The sequence below is a fragment of the Actinoplanes sp. NPDC026670 genome, from assembly GCF_040638175.1.
Taxonomy (GTDB): domain Bacteria; phylum Actinomycetota; class Actinomycetes; order Mycobacteriales; family Micromonosporaceae; genus Actinoplanes.
Window position 1 is genome coordinate 36,950 of the sequence record NZ_JBEZXU010000010.1, and the last position, 16,405, is coordinate 53,354.

The window sequence follows — 16,405 nt, forward strand, 5'->3', positions numbered from 1 at the left end:
GAATCCTTACCCGCCGATGACGAACCCTTACGAAACCATGACGTGAACAGCCACTTCTTACGAACCGCTGACGTCCTGCCGCGAACCGCGCCACTCGGCGGCCGGCAGCCCTACGGTCGCGCCGTGACCCATGTGCTCGTGACCGGCGGAGCCGGCTTCATCGGAACCCATGTCGTGACGGCCCTGCTGGCGGCCGGCGACGAAGTGACCATCCTGGACTCCGGCCATCCGGGCGCCCACCGCACACCGCCGGACGGGGTGCCCGGGGCGGTGTTGCGCCGCGCCGACCTCACCGACCGGGCCGCCGTGGCCGACGCCCTGACCGGGGTCGACGCGGTGATCCACCAGGCGGCCATGGTCGGGCTCGGCGTGGACCTCGACGACCTGCCGGAGTACGTGCGCTGCAACGACCTCGGCACCGCGGTCCTGCTCGCCGGGATGGCCCGCGCCGGGATCGGGCGGCTGGTGCTGGCGAGTTCCATGGTCGTCTACGGCGAAGGCGCCTACACGTGCCCGATCCACGAGTCGGTGCGCCCGGCTCCGCGGGCGGTCGGCGACCTGGCCGCCGGACGGTTCGAACCGGGCTGCCCGCACTGCGGCGCGCCCCTGGCCCCGGGGCTGATCGGCGAGGACGCGCCGGTGGACCCGCGCAGCGTGTATGCCGCCACCAAGGTTGCCCAGGAACACCTGACCGCGGCCTGGGCGCGGCAGACCGGCGGCAGCGTGGCCGCGTTGCGCTACCACAACGTGTACGGGCCGGGCATGCCCCGCGACACCCCGTACAGCGGTGTCGCCGCCCTCTTCCGGTCGGCGCTGGAGGCCGGGCTCGCACCACGGGTGTTCGAGGACGGCGGCCAGCGCCGTGACTTCGTGCACGTGCGGGACGTGGCGGCGGCCAACCTCGCCGCCCTGGACGCGACCGCCACGGGTATCGGCTGGCGTGCCTACAACGTCGCCTCCGGGCGGCCGTCGACCGTCGGCGAACTGGCCGCCGAGCTCGCGCGGGCGGCCGGCGGCCCGGCCCCGGTGGTGACCGGCGAGTTCCGGCTCGGCGACGTGCGCCACGTGGTCGCCGCACCGTCGCGGGCCGCTGACGAGCTCGGGTTCCGGGCCGCCGTGAGCCTGGCCGACGGCGTCGCCGAGTTCGCCCACGCGGCGCTGCGCGGATGAGCAGCCGTCTCGGCGCTGCGCGGATGATCAGCCGTCTCGGCGTCGCGCGGACGATCAGCCGACCGGACCGGGTCGCCGCCGCCGTCGCGGTCGGCCTGTTCGCGCTGGCCTCGCTCGTCGGCGCAGTGCTGACGCTGACGGACCGGCCGGTGTTTGCGACGGCGGCACCCCTGTTCGCCAAGTGGCTCCCGCACGCCGGCCCCGGCACGCCGCTGGCGCTGCTGGTGGCGGTGCTGGCCGTGACCCGCGGCCCGGACCTGGCGGCGCGGCTGCCGTGGCGCCGGCTGCTCGGCCTGTCCTACCTGTTCACGGTCATGTGGACGCTGTCGCTGGCGCTGGTCGATGGCTGGCAGCGCGGGATCGCCGGACGGCTGACCACCGAACACGAGTATCTGCACGAGGTGCCCGGGATCACCGACATCCCGGCCACCCTGGCCACGTTCACCACCCGGATCCTGGACTTCCAACCCGACTCGTGGACCACCCACGTGTCCGCGCACCCGCCTGGCGCGTTGCTGGTGTTCGTCTGGCTGGACCGGATCGGGCTCGGCGGCGGGGCCTGGGCCGGGCTGCTGTGCATCCTGGTCGCCGGGCTCGCCGCGGTCGCCGTGCCGCACACGGTTCGGCTGCTCGGCACCGACGACGCGGCCCGCGCGGTGGTGCCGTTCGTGGTGCTGTTCCCGGGCGCGGTCTGGACCGGGGTGTCCGGCGACGGGCTGTTCATGGGCGTGACCGCCACCGGGATCGCGTTGCTGGCGCACGGCGCGGTCCGGGGCCGGACGGTCGCCGCGGTCGCGGGCGGGGCGCTGCTCGGGTTCGGTTGCTACCTGTCCTACGGGCTGATCCTGATGGGCCCGCTGGCGCTGACCGTGGTCCTGCTGTCCCGGCGGTGGCGGGCGGCCGGGTGGGCGCTGGCCGGGGCGCTGCCGGTGGCGGCCGTGTTCACCGCCTTCGGGTTCGACTGGTTCGACGGGTATCACCTGCTGATCGAGCGCTACTACCAGGGCATCGCGACCGACCGGGCGTACGCCTATTGGGTGTGGGCCGACCTCGCCTGTGTGGTCGCCGCCGCCGGGCCGGTGGCAGCCGTCGTCCTGCGCCGCGCGGTCCGGTCGGTACGGCGCCTCGGTGCCGCCCTGTTGCCGCTGGCCGCCATGGCCGCGATCGTCGCCGCCGACCTGTCCGGCTACAGCAAGGCCGAGGTGGAACGGATCTGGCTGCCGTTCAGTGTGTGGCTGCTGTCCGGGGCCGCGCTGATCCCGCCGGCCGACCGCCGATTCTGGCTCGTCGTGCAGGTCACGGTGGCTCTCGCGGTCAACCACCTGCTGCTGACGAACTGGTGACCCGGCTATTTCTTACTAAACAATGACGTACCGGTAGAAAAGTGACCCGCATGGCCGCCACGGGCCGTACCCCCCGCCGACACCCCTTCGAGGAGGACCGATGAAACGCAGCATCAACCGGCCCGCCCGGATCGCCATGGCGGCGGCGGTGCTGGCGGCGACCGGCGCGCTCACCGTCACGTTCGTCACCAGCGGCGGCAACGGCGCCGCCGACGCCGCCACCAGCCTGGACCAGTACGTGCCGATCCAGCAGGTACAGCCGGGCCCGCGGCCGCCCAAGGCCGGGCCGGACGCCGCCACCGGCCGGTTCACCGTGAACTGCGGGACCAACGGCAACGGCAAGTTCAGCCCGGACAACCCGGTCGCGCAGCCCGGCATCAAGAACGGCGCCGAGCACCTGCACGACTTCGTCGGCAACAAGGACATCACCGCGGACTCGTCGAACGCCGAGCTGGACGCCTCCGGCACCACCTGCCGCAACGGCGACAAGTCGTCCTACTTCTGGCCGGTGGTGCGCATCGACCGCAGTGTGCGCAGCGCCGACCAGGTGAAACAGGCGCTCGCCCACACCCAGCCGATGGTCGTCTGCCCCTCGGTCCGCGACCGGATCCCGGCCGGCGTCGCCTGGCGGGGGAGGCGGATCCTGGCCGAACTGGACCGGCTCACCGCCGAGGCCAACCGGCGGATGACCGCCAGCCACGGCCGGATCGACACCCGGCTCAACAAGCAGATCCTCGACGGGCTGCGCGAGCGCCGGGCGGCCCTGATCAAGCGCCTCGGCCGGGATCTGATCTCCCTGGTCGACTGCGACGTCAGCTACGACGCCATGCACGCCTCGATGCACAGCGCGGCCCCCGTCCCCGCCCCGAGCGCGTCCGCGCTGCCCGAACCGCAGGGACGCAACCTCGAACTGCCCGGCAACACCGGCGGCATCGTCCGCCCGGCGCGGGTCCTCATCGAGTACCGGGGCAATCCGGTGAGCAAGGTCGTGCCGATGCCGAAGTTCCTGCGGGCGCTGACCGGGGACGCCAAACCGACCAGCCGTGGCCCGGCCAACGCCCGGGGCAGCTGGAGCTGTTCCGGCTTCGGCGACCGGCTCTCCGAGAAGTACACGATCTGCCCCACCGGCAGCCGGGTCCAGCGAGTGCACGACTTCCCCGGCTGCTGGGACGGCGTCAACATCGACAGCGACAACCACCGCAAACACGTCGCCTTCGCAGACAAGGTCACCGGCGCCTGCCCGCAAGGCTTCAAGGCGATACCCCAACTGCGGATCACCATCTCGTACGACATCCCGCGCGACGTGCAGAGGAAGGGTCAGTACGCGCTGGACTCGTTCCCGGAGGAGAACCACAACCCGTTCTCCGACCACGACGACTTCATCAACGTCAACTCGGCCCGGACCATGCAGCGCATCGCCACCTGCATCAACCGGGGAAGGAACTGCTCCTGACCCGGGGGCCGGGTTAGGGTCCATGCAGGAGTGTGGGTTCCCGGGCCGCGACCGAAGGAGCTGTGGATGTTCTTCAATCTCGGTGTCCGTGACTTCCTGGACCGTGCCGAGCTCGTCTACGGCGACCGGATCGCGGTGGTGGACGAACCCGATCAGCCCGCCTCGTCGTGGGGCTCGCTGACCTACCGTGAGCTGGCGCACCGGGCGCGGGGGCAGGCCGCTGCCCTGGACGCGCTCGGGGTGCCGGCCGGCGGGCGGGTCGCGATCGTGTCGCACAACTCGGCCCGGATGCTCGCGTCCTTCTTCGGGGTCTCCGGCTGGGGGCGGGTGCTGGTGCCGGTCAACTTCCGGCTGTCCCCCGCCGAGGTCGGTTACATCGTCGAGCACTCCGGCGCCGAGGTGCTGCTGGTCGACCCGGAGCTGCGCGGCCTGCTCGACACGGTCTCCGCCAAACACACGTTCGTCCTCGGCGAGGAGGACGAGAAGATCTTCGGCGGTACGGGTGAGCCGCACCCCTGGGCCGGGGACGAGTCGGCGACCGCCACCCTCAACTACACCTCGGGCACCACCGCGCGGCCCAAGGGCGTGCAGCTCACCCACCGCAACCTGTGGCTCAACGCGACCGTGTTCGGGCTGCACATCACCGTGACCGACGACGACGTGCTGCTGCACACCCTGCCGATGTTCCACGCCAACGGGTGGGGGATGCCGTATGTCGTCACCGGGCTGGGCGGGCGGCACATCGTGCTCCGCAAGATCGACGGCGGGGAGATCCTGCGGCGCATCGACGAGCACGGGGTGACCCTGCTCTGCGCGGCCCCGGCCGTGGTCAACGCCGCTCTGGACGCCGCGCGGACCTGGGACGGCGCGATCCCCGGCCGGGACCGGGTGCGCATCGTGGTGGCGGGTGCGCCGCCGCCGACCCGGACCATCGAACGGGTCCGTGCCGAACTGGGCTGGGAGTTCATCCAGATCTACGGGCTCACCGAGACGTCGCCGCTGCTCACGGTCAACCGGATGCGCTCGGAGTGGGCCGGCGCCGACCCGCACGAGCAGGCCCGGCGGCTGGGCCGGGCGGGCACCCCGGCGCTCGGCGTCCAGCTGACCGTCGACAGCGACGGTGAGGTGCTGGCCCGTTCCAACCACAACCTCGACGGTTACTGGAACAACCCGGAGGAGACCGCCCGCGTGCAGGAGGGCGACTGGTTCCACACCGGCGACGGCGGGGTCTACGCCGACGGGTACCTGACCATCTCCGACCGCAAGAAGGACGTCATCATCAGCGGCGGCGAGAACGTCTCCTCGATCGAGGTCGAGGACGCCGTCAGCGGCCATCCGGCGGTGCGTGAGGTCGCGGTGATCGGCATCCCCGACGAGAAGTGGGGTGAGCTGGTGACCGCTCTGGTGGTCGCCGACGGCACGGTGACCGCGGACGAGCTGATCGCCCACTGCCGGGAGCGGCTCGCCGGTTACAAGTGCCCGAAGCGTGTCGAGTTCCTGGACGCGCTGCCGCGCACCGCCACCGGGAAGGTTCAGAAGTTCAAGCTCCGCGAGCCGTTCTGGCAGGGCCGGGACCGGCAGATCAACTGAGCCAGCTGCGCTCGAAGACGATCCGGTGCCGGTCGCCCGGCAGCACGTTGACGGTGCACCGCACCGGCCGGCCGTCGGCGGTGTAGCCGGTGTCGTAGTGCACCGCGACCGGGGTGCCCGGGCCGAGTTCCAGCCGGTGGATCTCGTCCGGGGTGGGCATCCGGATCAGGATCTCGTCGATCGCGCGGTCCTGCCCGTAGCCGCGGTCGACGAGCACCTGGTCGGTGCCGCGGGGAATGTAGGCCGGCGACATGATCTCGGAGTCCTTGACCAGCTCCAGCGGGAAGTGCGAGTCGTTGATGTTGGTCGGTTCGCCGTTGATGAACCGCACCCGTCGCCGGGCCACGATCGTGGTTCCCGGCTCGACCCGCAGGCGCTCGGCCAGGTCGGGTCCGGCCTGCACCATGGACACCTCGATCCGCTGGCTGGGCACCCGCCCCTCGGCGGCGATCTGCTGGGAGAACCGGTCCACCATCTCCGGGGTCACCGGGCGGGGCCGGGACTTCTCCTGCGGGCGGTAGATCATGTACTCGCGCTGCCTGACGAAGTAACCGTGCGGGCGCCGCGCGACGATCAGGCCTTCGGTGACCAGCAGGCTGAGGCCGGTGCGCACGGTCTGGCGTGCCACCCCGAACTGGTCGGCGATCGTGTGCTCGGTCGGTAGCTGATCGCCGGCGCGCAGCTCGCCGGAGGCGATCCGGGTGCGATACGTCGCGGCGATCCGCTGGTACGCGGGCTGGGATTCCACGGGCCACCTCCGGTCCACTTTGAATGTCTAGTCAATATAAGCATTACATCTTGACGGTGTGAAGGGCGGGTGCCACCATCTTCGTACACATTGTCTAGTCAATATAGAAGGTGGCGATGTTCGTGGATCTCGCCTGGCTGATCCCCCTGGGTTTCTTTCTGTTGTGGGGCCTGCTCCTGTTCGCCGGCTCGTCCGGCCCCACCAACTACTCGTCCACGCCGGCCGACGACGCGGACGGCGGCGACGAGGGAGACGGGGGCGAGGCCTGAGCGATAATGTGCGCCGTGGCTCAGGTCGACGATTTCCTCGCAGAGGTCCTGCCCCGGCTGCGTGCCGCCGAGATCGCGCTGCACGACGGCGACGCCGAGCCGCGTGGCGAGCTGTGGTCGCACCGCGATCCGGTGACCCTGTTCGGCGCCGAGGCCAACCGCACCGGCTGGGCGGAGGTCGCGCCCACCTTCGACTGGATCGCCACCCGCTTCTCCGGGTGCCTGTCACTGGAGCACGAGGTCGTCGCCGCCGGCGCTGACGGTGACCTCGCCTACCTGGTCACCATCGAGCGGATCACCGCCGTCGCCAACGGCGCCCCGGTGACGTATGCGCTGCGGGCGACCACGATCTTCCGCCGCGAGGACGGGGTCTGGCGAGCCGTCCACCGCCACGGCGACCCCTATCGCGAACCGACCGCCTGAGCCGATCCTTCACCGGGTGGACGGCTGCCCGTTCCCGAGCGGCCGTATGCTGCACGGCGCCATCAACGTGATCAACGGGGGACTGTCGTGAGCGACCTCAAGACCTTCATCCAGGACGTCCTGGAAGCGAACCACGCCGACAACGGCAAGATCGAGGAGCGGATCGCGCAGCTCGAAGGTGCGGGCCGCCGGATCGTCGCCGGTGGGCAGATCAGCGAGACCGCCTGGGACATCGTCGACTGGCGGACCAACGAGATCCTGGCCGCCGGCGACGACGGCCTCGACGGGTTCCTCGCCGCCGGCAAGGAGCTCGACCCGGACGACAAGTGGGTCCACTACGACCGGGTCCTCGAGGACACCGACCTCACCCACGTCGACGGCGGCGATCTGCCGGACGGGCTCGCCGACGTGATCGAGGACTGGACGCTGTCCGGCGACGCCGAGGAGATCGCCGAGTTCATCGGCTGGCCGGTCGACAAGGTCGAGCTCTACCAGGACTGACCGGTCACCGGGGCGCGAGCCGGCCCTGCGCGGCGTCGGTGAGCCGCTGTTGCAGGTCCGGCGGCACGGTCCGGCCGCCGCTGTTGCGGATCTCGGTGACCAGCTGCCGGATCTCCTCACTGAACCGCGGATAGTACGGCGTCTGCGGCCGCTGCCGGCTGTGCTCGACAGCGGCCCGGATCGTCGCCGCGTACGGATGCGCCGCTTTGATCTCCGGCCGGTCATAGGTCGCGCCGGTGGCCGCCGCATACCCGCCGACCTGCATCAACAGCCGCTGTGAGGGCTCACCGGCCAGGAACGTGATCAGCTCCCGGGCGTCGTCGCCGCGGGCCGAACCGGACACCACCGCCAGGTTCTGGCCACCGAGGACAGCCGGCCCCGGCAGCGGTGTCATCACGATGTCGGCGGCCGCGACCGTCGCCCGCTGATCGCTGCCCTGCACCAGGGTCCGGAACGCCACCGGCCAGTTCCGCATGAACACCAGCCGGCGCTGGAGGAACTCCTCGGTGGTCTCGCTCTCCCGGTATGCGGTCGAACCCGGATCGACCACCCGCTCCTCACCCACCGTGCCGAACAGCCGGCCCACCGCCGCCGTCCAGATCTCCGGATCGTCCGGCACCCCCAGCGGCTTGTCCTCCGACGAACCGGCCCGCTCCTGCTCGACCGCCCACAGCGCTTCCAGGGCGTTGACGGTCAGGCCCTCGTAGCCGTCGAGCTGTCCGGCGTACGCGGCCTTGGGTGTGGTGCTTCCGGCGGCCGGGCGCTGGCCGACGACGTCCTTCCAGGTGAACGCGGTCGGGGTGGCCGGTGGTTGCGGCTGGAGCAGCCCGCGGCGGGCGAACAGCACCCCGGCGTCGGTGTTGAACGGCAGCGCCCACAGCCGCCCGTCGTAATAGCAGCTCTCCCGGGGCTTCGCCAGCAACTCGTCGAGCTGCCGGCGTGGCAGCGAACCGGACGGCCACGGCGCGATGTACCCGAACTCGGCGAACTCCGGGATCGACGTCACGTCGAGATTGAGGATGTCGGCTTTCACCTGCTCCTCACCCCTGGCGTACCGGACCATCGCGTCGTGCTGCTCGTCGGCGCTGCCGGACACCAGCTCGATCCGGGCCTGCCGGTCCGGGTGCAGCCGGTTCCACAGGTCGATCAGGGCCTGCCGGGCGCCGCCCTCACCGTCCTCGACCCCACTGATGATCACCAGCTCGGCCGGCGTGCCACCGGACGAGCGCAGCAGCTCCGGGACCGTGACGCCGAGCAGCACACCGGCCGCGAGCCCGGCGCCGAGCAGCAGCCACGCCCGCCGGCCCAGGTCAGTGATCACGTCGTTTCCTTCTGCCACAGTCGTTCGATCTGTTCGGCGACACTGACGTCGACCGACCCGGACGGCACCCCGACACACGCGCCGTGCTCCCGGGTCAGCGCGGCGAGCCGGGGATCGGGGCAGCCGGACATCCCCACGTTGACCACCACGACCCGGATCGAGTCGTCGTCCAGCCGGGGCAGCGGGTGCCCGGTGGTGTCCTCGCCGTCGGTCAGCACCACCAGGACCCGGTACCTGTCGCCGGCCGACGCCCCGTCGCCGCGCAGCCGGCGGACCCCGTGGTCGACGGCCAGATACAGGGGTGTGCTGCCGGACGGCCGGTAGCCGCGCGCCCGCCCGGTCACCGTCGCGGCGTCACCGGAGAGGTCGGTGATGTCGCCGCGGATCGCCGTGGAGAAGATGAACAGGCCGAACTCGTCGCGCGGGCCCATCGCGCCGACCGACGCGGCGATCCCGTCGAGCGCGGCGTCGAACCTGGTCCGCCCGCCGCCGGCGGTGGTCATCGAGCCCGACCCGTCGATCGCGACCAGGACCGTCGCCGGCTTCCGGGCCGCGTGATACGCCTTCTCGGCCCGCTCCAGATCCGAGATGTCGGTCTCGTACCCCTGTTTGGCGTACCAGTTCGCCCAGGCCCCGTTCCGGCTGATCAGCCCGGTGTCCGGGCCGGTGTTGCGGGGCCGCAGCCCACGATCGGCGAGCGCCCGGCCACCCGCGGGCGAGCGGATCCAGGCGGTGAAATCGTCGGCGGTACGGCGGATCCGCTCACCTGTCGCAGGCGACCAGCCCGGCTGGACCATCGGGTAGTCCAGTAGCCGGGTGTCGCCCGGATACCAGGCGTTCCACGGCGCCGCCCGCCCACCGCAGCGGTGCAGATTGTGCCGGACCAGTTGCCACTCGGCGACGATCACCCCGGTGCGCCGGCCCGATCCGGTGGGGGCGCACAGCATGCCGGCGACGTCCGGCGCGCCGATGCCCTGCCCGGCGGCCGCCGCCGCGGCGTCCAGCGGCAGCTGCACCTGGTTGCGGGCCACGGCCGGGCTCTGCCCCGCCGGGAACAGCGACACGTCGACCAGCCGGCCCACAGTGGTGGTGTCCGGGTCCGGGCGCACGATCCCGGCCACCTGCGGCCGCGGCTCGCCACCGGCGACCAGACTGCTCCACGAGGCGGCTGGGCGGGCCGCGGGGGTGCCGCCGGGCTCGCCCGGTTCGGCCAGCACCACCGGGGACTCGGCGATCGGCCAGCGTGCCGGGTCGCCCGGGATGCGTACCCCGGCGTCGGGGTTGCCGGTCAGGGTGGCCTGCACCGCTGCCATGTCCGCGGACAGATCGGCGACCCACACGTCCGGCGGCAGGCCGACCCGGCGCAGCACCCGGCGATCCTCGGCCGAGGCTCCGGCGGGGGTACGCCAGGACAGCGCGAACGCCCGCGCCACGTCGTCCCGGGACGCCCCCGCGACACTGACCCGGACCCGCTGGCAGAAACCGGCGCCCCGGGTGGCGTACTCGTAGGCGTCGGCGATGTCGGTGAACATCTCCACCGTGTCCAGCGGCACCAGCATCCGGATCGCCGCCGGGGCCGCACACGGCGCCGCCGCCGCCGCCACCGACGCGCTCGCGGTGCCGGTGAGCACGGCCAGGACCAGGCCCCCGCCGACCGCCCGCCGCCAGCGCGGATGCGCCGCGAGGAACGCGGGCCGCCGGGCCCGGCGGATGTCGGCTGGAGCGCTCGCCGGCTCGTCGGCGGGCTCGGCCGGCGCCGCCGGAGCGTACGCGCGGTTGCGGACCAGCGCCGCCTCACCGGCGAGGTTGCCGATGTACTGCTGCGGGCGGGGCAGCCGGTGCCGCTGCATGTCCTGCCGGACCGCCGTGTACAGGGCCTGCATCGTCAGCAGCTCCTGCGGGCCGGGCAGGCCGTCGTCGATGAACTTCAGCAGCCGCCCGGTGAACGCGGTGAACTCGTCACCCTCCGGCGCCAGCGACGGCTTGTTGGCGGCGCTGGAGGTGATCACATACAGGCCGTCGATGCCGAGCTGGGCGGTGGCCCGCTGGACCAGCCGGTCCTCGGACATGTGCAGGTGGTGCAGCGCCCGCCCGCTGTAACAGCAGTCCAGAATGACGATCTTGCTGGTGGCCGGGCTCTCCAGGATCTGCCCGGCGAGCGCGTCGAACCGTACGCTCGTCCACGGCTCCTCCTCGTGCGAGTCCCGTACGCCCAGGTGCAGCTCGCCGTCCCGGTCCAGCAGCCCGTGCCCGGCGAAATAGACCAGCAGCAGCTCCTCGGCCTCCTTGGCGGACTGCCGCACCCGTTTCAGCATCTGGCCGGGAAGCCTCGGATTCAGGATCTCGGCGCAGTTCTCATTCGTGAATCCGGACAGTTCCGGATCGGTCAGGCGCGCTTTGAGTGCGGCGATGTTGTGGGCGACCGCCGGAAGGTCGGGCAGATTGGCGCTGCGGTATTTCGCCGTGCCGATGAGCACAGCCCGTGACCTGGCGAAATCGGGTAGCCGCATGTCACGGCGCCTCGCCCAGATCCTCACGCAGCCGGCGTGCCATGCCCTCCGGGTCGCGCAGGTCCGGCCCCTCCACCTCGACCTCACGATCGCCGACCGTCACCCGGACGCGGGTGCGCCGGTTGGACGCCCGGGCGGCGGCCCACCCGCCGACACCGGCGAACACCGCCCCGATCAGGCCCGGATCGGTGACCGTCGCGACCAGCGCCTCGATCAGCCCGCCGGACATCTGGTCGGGCCGGGCCGCCGAGGTCACCGGATCCACCCGGACACCGGCCAGCTCCTCGTCGCTGCGCAGCCATTTGCGCAGCTCATTGAGGGCACTGTCGGAATCTTCGCCGTCGAGAGTGATCTCGACACGGATCGGGTCACCGGAATCGGGGCTGAGGGGCATTCCGACACGGTAACCGAACCGGTCGATCACTTTCCGCCGATGACGGCCGAATCGATCATTCGGAGGACCAGAAACGGCCGACAGGCGGAGACAGCCGCCAATGCGGAAAGCATCGCGCCTGGTCGGGCCGCGTTTCCGGGGATCCGTCAGTTGCCGACGCCGACCGACGCCATCATGGCGGCCGGGTACCTGTCGCCGCGAGCCGACCCGGGCGGCACCGCCGCCTCGATCGCCGCCAGGTCGGCCGCGGTGAGCCGCACGTCCAGCGCCGGCAGCGCCTCCGACAACCGCTCCCGGGTACGGGCGCCGGCCAGCGGCACGATGTCCGGCCCCTGCGCGGCCACCCAGGCGATCGCCAGCTGCGCCACCGTGCAGCCGTGCTCCCCGGCGGCCCGCCGCAACGGCTCCACCAGCGCCAGATTGTGCCGCCCGTTCTCGCCGGCGAACCGCGGCAGCCGCGCTCGGTGATCGCCGGGCCGCACCGCGCCGGCGTCCCAGTGACCGGAGATGAGACCCCGGCTCAGCACCCCGTAGGCGGTCATCCCGATGCCCAGCTCACGCAACGCCGGCAGCACCTGCGCCTCCACGGCGCGGGAGATCAGCGAGTACTCGATCTGCAGATCAGCGATCGGATGTACGGCATGCGCCCGCCGGATCGTCTCGGCGCCGACCTCGGACAACCCGATGTGCCGGACGTACCCCGCGTCGACCATCTCCTTGATCGCCCCGATGGTGTCCTCGATCGGCACCGCCGGATCCAGCCGGGCCGGCCGGTACACGTCGACGTAGTCGACACCGAGCCGGGTCAGCGAGCGCGCCAGCTGGTTCTTCACCGCCGCCGGACGGCTGTCCTGCCCGAGGAACGCGCCATCCGGCCCGACCATCGCCCCGAACTTCACGCTCAGGAGATAGTCGTCCCGGCTACGGCCGCGCAGCGCCTCGGCCAGCAGCATCTCGTTGTGCCCGGTGCCGTAGTGGTCGCTGGTGTCGATCAGGGTCACGCCCGCGTCCAGAGCGGCGTGCACGGTGGCGATGCTCTCCGCCCGATCCGCCGGGCCGTACGCGCCGCCGGTCATGCCCATCGCGCCCAGCCCCAGCGCGGAGACGACGGGACCGGTGCTGCCAAGAGTTCGTGTCTGCATGCCATCGAGGAAACGCCGCCCGGCCCCGTACCGGGAGAGGAGCGCTTATCGTGGGAGCGCCGCTCCCTGTCACGGCCGGCGAACCCGCGGGAGCATGGACCCATGCAGCGAGACGAGCTGGCCGACTTCCTGCGCCGCCGGCGGGCCGCGATCCGCCCGGCCGAGGCCGGCATCACCGAGGGACCCCGCCGCCGGACCGCCGGGCTGCGCCGCGAGGAGGTCGCCATGCTCGCCGGCGTCTCCGTCGACTACGTCGTACGACTGGAACAGGCCCGCAGCAGCCAGCCGTCCACCCAGCTGCTCGCCGCGCTGGCCCGCGCGCTGCGGCTGTCCGACGACGAACGCGCCCACCTGTTCCGCCTGGCCGGCCACCAGCCGCCACCCGGAACCGGCCCGGCGGCGCTGGCCCGCGCCGGCCTGGTCCGGATGCTCGACCTGCTCGGCGACACCCCCGCCATGGTCGTCTCCGACCTCGGCGAGGTGCTCGCCCAGAACCGGGCGTCGATCCTGCTCAGCGGCGACCACACGGGCCTCGCCGGTGACCGCCGGTACCTGATCTACCGGTGGTTCACCGAACCTGACGCGCGAGCCGTCACCACCGGCGAGGAACAGGACCGGCACACCCGCGGGCACGTCGCCGACCTGCGCGCGGTGGCCGGCCGCCGATCCGGCGACCCGGAGGTGACCGGCCTGGTCGACCGGCTGCTCGCGGCCAGCGCCGAATTCCGGCGGCTGTGGGCCGAACACGAGGTCGCGGTGCGCCGCGCCGACCGCAAGACCTTCCTGCACCCGCGGGTCGGGCCGCTGACCATGGACTGCGAAACCCTGCTCACCCCGGACCTCGGGCAGAAACTGCTGGTGCTCACCCCGGCCGACGCCGAGGCCCGGGAACGGCTCGACCTGCTGCGGGTGCTCGGCGTCGAGGAGTTCCCCGCGTTCACACCGTGACCGGAGTGGGCAGCGGCCGGCCCGCGTACGGCAACTCGATGATCATGCAGGTGCCGCCGCCCGGATTGTCGGCGGCCCGGATCGTGCCGTCGTGCCGTTGCAGGACCCGCTTGCAGATCGCCAGGCCCAACCCGGTGCCGTGGTACGACTTGGTGTGCGCGGCGACCCGGTGGAACTGGTCGAACACGTGCGGCTGCTCCTCGGCCGGGATGCCGATGCCCCGGTCGGCGATGGTGATCTGGACCGTCGCCTCGTCCCCGCCCGGATGGCACGCGACGATGTCGATCCGGGCCGGTTCACCGGGTCTGGTGTATTTCAGGGCGTTGCCGATCAGGTTGTCGAACACCTGCCGGATCATGCTGGCGTCGGCGTCGATCACCGGCAGCGGGCCGACCGTGATCTTCGGGGGCGGGCCGCCGCCGTCGGCGATCGCCAGGTGCAGGGTGCGTTCGGTGACGATGTCGGCCACCACCGACTGCAGGTCGACGTGCTGGAGGTTGATCCGCGCGTCCCGGGCCGTGGCATAGGCCAGCAGATCGTCGATGAGCTGCTGCATCCGGCGTACCCCGGCGCTGATCCGGGTGATCGTGAGCCGCATCGACTCCGGTTCGGCGCCGTCGTCGAGATCCTCGTCCAGCAGGGCGGTGTACCCGGCGACCACCATCAGCGGGGCCCGCAGATCGTGCGCGGCCACCCCGGCGAACGCGGCCAGATCCGCTTCGCGTTCCCGCAAGGCGGTGATGTCGTACGACGAGCCCACCGCTCCGATCCGTTCGCCGGTCCGGTCCAGCAGCGGCTGGGCGTTCAGCACCACGGCCCGGGTGTGGCCGCTGCCGAACCGGACCATCGCCTCCAGCCGGATCGCGTCCGCGCCACGCAGCACCCGCGGAATCGGCATGTCGGCGGTCGCGATCACCCGGCCGTCCATGTCGGTGAACGTCATTCCCGCGCTGACCTCGTCGATGTGCCGGCCGGTCAGATTCGGCGAACCGACCCGGGCGCCACCCGTGGCGTTGGTGTGCACCAGCATGCCGTCGGTGTCACACGTGACGACGGTGATCTGCAACGCGTCGAGCACCTGCGTCAGGTAGTCCTTCTGCCCCGCCAGCTGGTCACGGGCCGCCTCGATCGCGGCCATCGCCGCCTTGCGGGCGGTGATGTCGTGGAAGACGGCGACCGCGGCCGCCCGGCCACCCTGCAACCGCAGCGGCCGGGCCGACACACTGATCGTGAGCCCCTCCGGGTGGGTGGCGTTACGGATCATCATGTCGACGAGATCGGACTGCTCCCCGGCCAGCGCCCGGACCATCGGCAGCTCCTCGGTCGGGAACGGCCCGCTGCCGTCCGGCCGGAAGATGCCGTAGTGCTCCTGCCAGTTCTGCGGCCCGCTACGGTCCTCGGCGATACCGAGCATCGTCTTGGCGGCCGGATTGTGCAGCAGGAACTCGCCGTCGTCGTCGACCACCCCGACCCCGTCGCTCATCGCGTCGAGGATCGTGGTCAGCAGGAACGCCTGCTCCCGGGCCCGGGTCTCGGCCTCCGCCAGCTCGGCGGTCGCCTGCTCGACCGCCCACCGGGCCCGCGCCCGGCCGGTGGCCAGCACATGCACCAACGCGGCCAGGACCAGACCGAGCGCCAGCACGGCGACCGTCACCACCCGGGGCAGCGCGGTCGAGCCGGCCAGTTCCCGCCGAGCGGCCCCGATCCGCAGATACCAGGTCCGGTCGGCCACCGTGACCGTCCCGGAATCGGACATGTCCGGCTCGTGGGCGTCGGCTCTCGGATACGCGGCGATCAGCGGCCCGAACTCCTCCGGCGACGTCGACAGGGTGACCTCGCGCAGCCCGTCACCGAGGTCGGGCAGCACCGTGCCGAGAAAGTTGCGGCTGCGCAGGCCCATCGTCACCCAGCCCTGGAACTCGCGGGCGCCCTCCGGTCCGGGCAGCCCGTAGACCGGCGCCGCGAGCGTGAACGACAACTGCCGCTGCGACGGCGGCAGATTCTGATCAACGACGAGGCTGTACGGCTCCGAGACCGCCGGTCTGCCGGTCTCCCGGGCGGCGCGCAGCGTGTCCCACAGCGGCCGTGACTGGGTGGCGTCGATCCCGGCCCGGGGCGCCAGCAGCGCGTCCAGCACCCGCACCATCACGGGGAAGATGTGCTCCCCGGAGCCGACCGGCTGCAGCCGCAGGTCGGCCGCACCCCGATCACGCCACAGCTGCTCGGTCGCCGCGATCCGGTCCTCGGCCGCCGGCACCAGGAACCCGACGGACGTCGCCCCGGACAGCCGCATCCCGGCCAGCGGAGCACTGAGCTGCTGAAACTTCGCGTTCGTCAGGGTGTCGTGGGCGCCGGCCGCGGCCGCCGTCGTGCTGAGCGCATCCAGATACCTGTTGACCTCGGCCTGCACGGCCGCGGTGACCTGGCTGGCGCGCCGCTGGAGCAGCCGCAGCGTCGTCTCGTCGTCACCACGGGTCATCGCCGCGAACGTGGCCCCGGCGATCAGCAGAGTCACTACGATGACCGCAACGGTCAGGGTCCAGGCCGAGCGCAGCCGTGCCGCCACCGCGCTCACTGCTCTCACCAAGTACCA

Annotated in this window: 14 protein-coding genes; 8 read left to right on the forward strand and 6 right to left on the reverse strand. The window is 72.0% G+C overall.

Features of this window, described 5'->3' with window-relative positions:
• Positions 1 to 123: 123 nt before the first annotated feature.
• From AB0E94_RS12385 to AB0E94_RS12400, 4 genes are all read left to right on the forward strand, one after another.
• Complete coding sequence (locus AB0E94_RS12385; protein WP_360325566.1) at positions 124 to 1,170, forward strand: NAD-dependent epimerase/dehydratase family protein; 1,047 nt, start codon at positions 124 to 126, stop codon at positions 1,168 to 1,170.
• On the forward strand, positions 1,167 to 2,513 hold the full coding sequence (locus AB0E94_RS12390) for a hypothetical protein (protein ID WP_360325567.1): 1,347 nt from the start codon (positions 1,167 to 1,169) through the stop codon (positions 2,511 to 2,513). Before AB0E94_RS12385 ends, AB0E94_RS12390 begins: the two co-directional genes overlap by 4 nt.
• Before the next feature lie 100 nt (positions 2,514 to 2,613).
• Complete coding sequence (locus tag AB0E94_RS12395; protein ID WP_360325568.1) at positions 2,614 to 3,966, forward strand: DUF1996 domain-containing protein; 1,353 nt, start codon at positions 2,614 to 2,616, stop codon at positions 3,964 to 3,966.
• A 66-nt stretch (positions 3,967 to 4,032) separates the two neighbouring features.
• Positions 4,033 to 5,556 (forward strand): AMP-binding protein, encoded by a 1,524-nt coding sequence (locus tag AB0E94_RS12400; RefSeq protein WP_360325570.1) that lies wholly within the window; start codon positions 4,033 to 4,035, stop codon positions 5,554 to 5,556.
• On the opposite strand, the gene AB0E94_RS12405 is transcribed toward AB0E94_RS12400, so the two are convergent.
• Positions 5,549 to 6,304: a GntR family transcriptional regulator gene (locus tag AB0E94_RS12405; protein WP_360325571.1), complete on the reverse strand. Its 756-nt coding sequence runs from the start codon at positions 6,302 to 6,304 to the stop codon at positions 5,549 to 5,551. The two genes, AB0E94_RS12400 and AB0E94_RS12405, sit on opposite strands and share 8 nt — an antisense overlap.
• A 116-nt stretch (positions 6,305 to 6,420) precedes the next feature.
• Here AB0E94_RS12405 and AB0E94_RS12410 point away from each other — a divergent pair, with 116 nt between their 5' ends.
• From AB0E94_RS12410 to AB0E94_RS12420, 3 genes are all read left to right on the forward strand, one after another.
• Positions 6,421 to 6,573 carry a hypothetical protein gene (locus AB0E94_RS12410; RefSeq protein ID WP_360325573.1) on the forward strand — a complete coding sequence of 51 codons (153 nt, stop codon included), beginning with the start codon at positions 6,421 to 6,423 and terminating at the stop codon, positions 6,571 to 6,573.
• Positions 6,574 to 6,588: 15 nt separating this feature from the next.
• On the forward strand, positions 6,589 to 6,996 hold the full coding sequence (locus AB0E94_RS12415) for a nuclear transport factor 2 family protein (protein WP_360325575.1): 408 nt from the start codon (positions 6,589 to 6,591) through the stop codon (positions 6,994 to 6,996).
• Between the two features lie 87 nt (positions 6,997 to 7,083).
• The gene (locus AB0E94_RS12420) at positions 7,084 to 7,497 is read left to right on the forward strand and encodes a hypothetical protein (RefSeq protein WP_360325577.1); all 414 of its coding nucleotides are present in this window, start codon (positions 7,084 to 7,086) and stop codon (positions 7,495 to 7,497) included.
• A gap of 4 nt (positions 7,498 to 7,501) precedes the next feature.
• Here the strand turns inward: AB0E94_RS12420 and AB0E94_RS12425 are convergent, their stop codons facing one another.
• From AB0E94_RS12425 to AB0E94_RS12440, 4 genes are all read right to left on the reverse strand, one after another.
• The gene (locus AB0E94_RS12425; RefSeq protein WP_360325578.1) at positions 7,502 to 8,818 is read right to left on the reverse strand and encodes an extracellular solute-binding protein; all 1,317 of its coding nucleotides are present in this window, start codon (positions 8,816 to 8,818) and stop codon (positions 7,502 to 7,504) included.
• Positions 8,815 to 11,295, reverse strand: a complete 2,481-nt coding sequence (locus tag AB0E94_RS12430; protein WP_360325580.1) for a VWA domain-containing protein — start codon at positions 11,293 to 11,295, stop codon at positions 8,815 to 8,817. The genes AB0E94_RS12425 and AB0E94_RS12430 overlap by 4 nt, the downstream gene beginning before the upstream one ends.
• A 34-nt stretch (positions 11,296 to 11,329) precedes the next feature.
• Complete coding sequence (locus tag AB0E94_RS12435; RefSeq protein ID WP_360325581.1) at positions 11,330 to 11,722, reverse strand: hypothetical protein; 393 nt, start codon at positions 11,720 to 11,722, stop codon at positions 11,330 to 11,332.
• A gap of 146 nt (positions 11,723 to 11,868) precedes the next feature.
• Entirely contained in the window at positions 11,869 to 12,864 is a 996-nt protein-coding gene (locus AB0E94_RS12440; protein ID WP_360325582.1) for an aldo/keto reductase, read from the reverse strand.
• 102 nt (positions 12,865 to 12,966) lie between these two features.
• On the opposite strand from AB0E94_RS12440, the gene AB0E94_RS12445 reads away from it, so the two are divergent.
• The gene (locus AB0E94_RS12445) at positions 12,967 to 13,812 is read left to right on the forward strand and encodes a helix-turn-helix transcriptional regulator (protein WP_360325584.1); all 846 of its coding nucleotides are present in this window, start codon (positions 12,967 to 12,969) and stop codon (positions 13,810 to 13,812) included.
• On the opposite strand, the gene AB0E94_RS12450 is transcribed toward AB0E94_RS12445, so the two are convergent.
• Positions 13,802 to 16,396: an ATP-binding protein gene (locus AB0E94_RS12450; protein ID WP_360325838.1), complete on the reverse strand. Its 2,595-nt coding sequence runs from the start codon at positions 16,394 to 16,396 to the stop codon at positions 13,802 to 13,804. The genes AB0E94_RS12445 and AB0E94_RS12450 overlap by 11 nt on opposite strands.
• Positions 16,397 to 16,405: the final 9 nt, after the last annotated feature.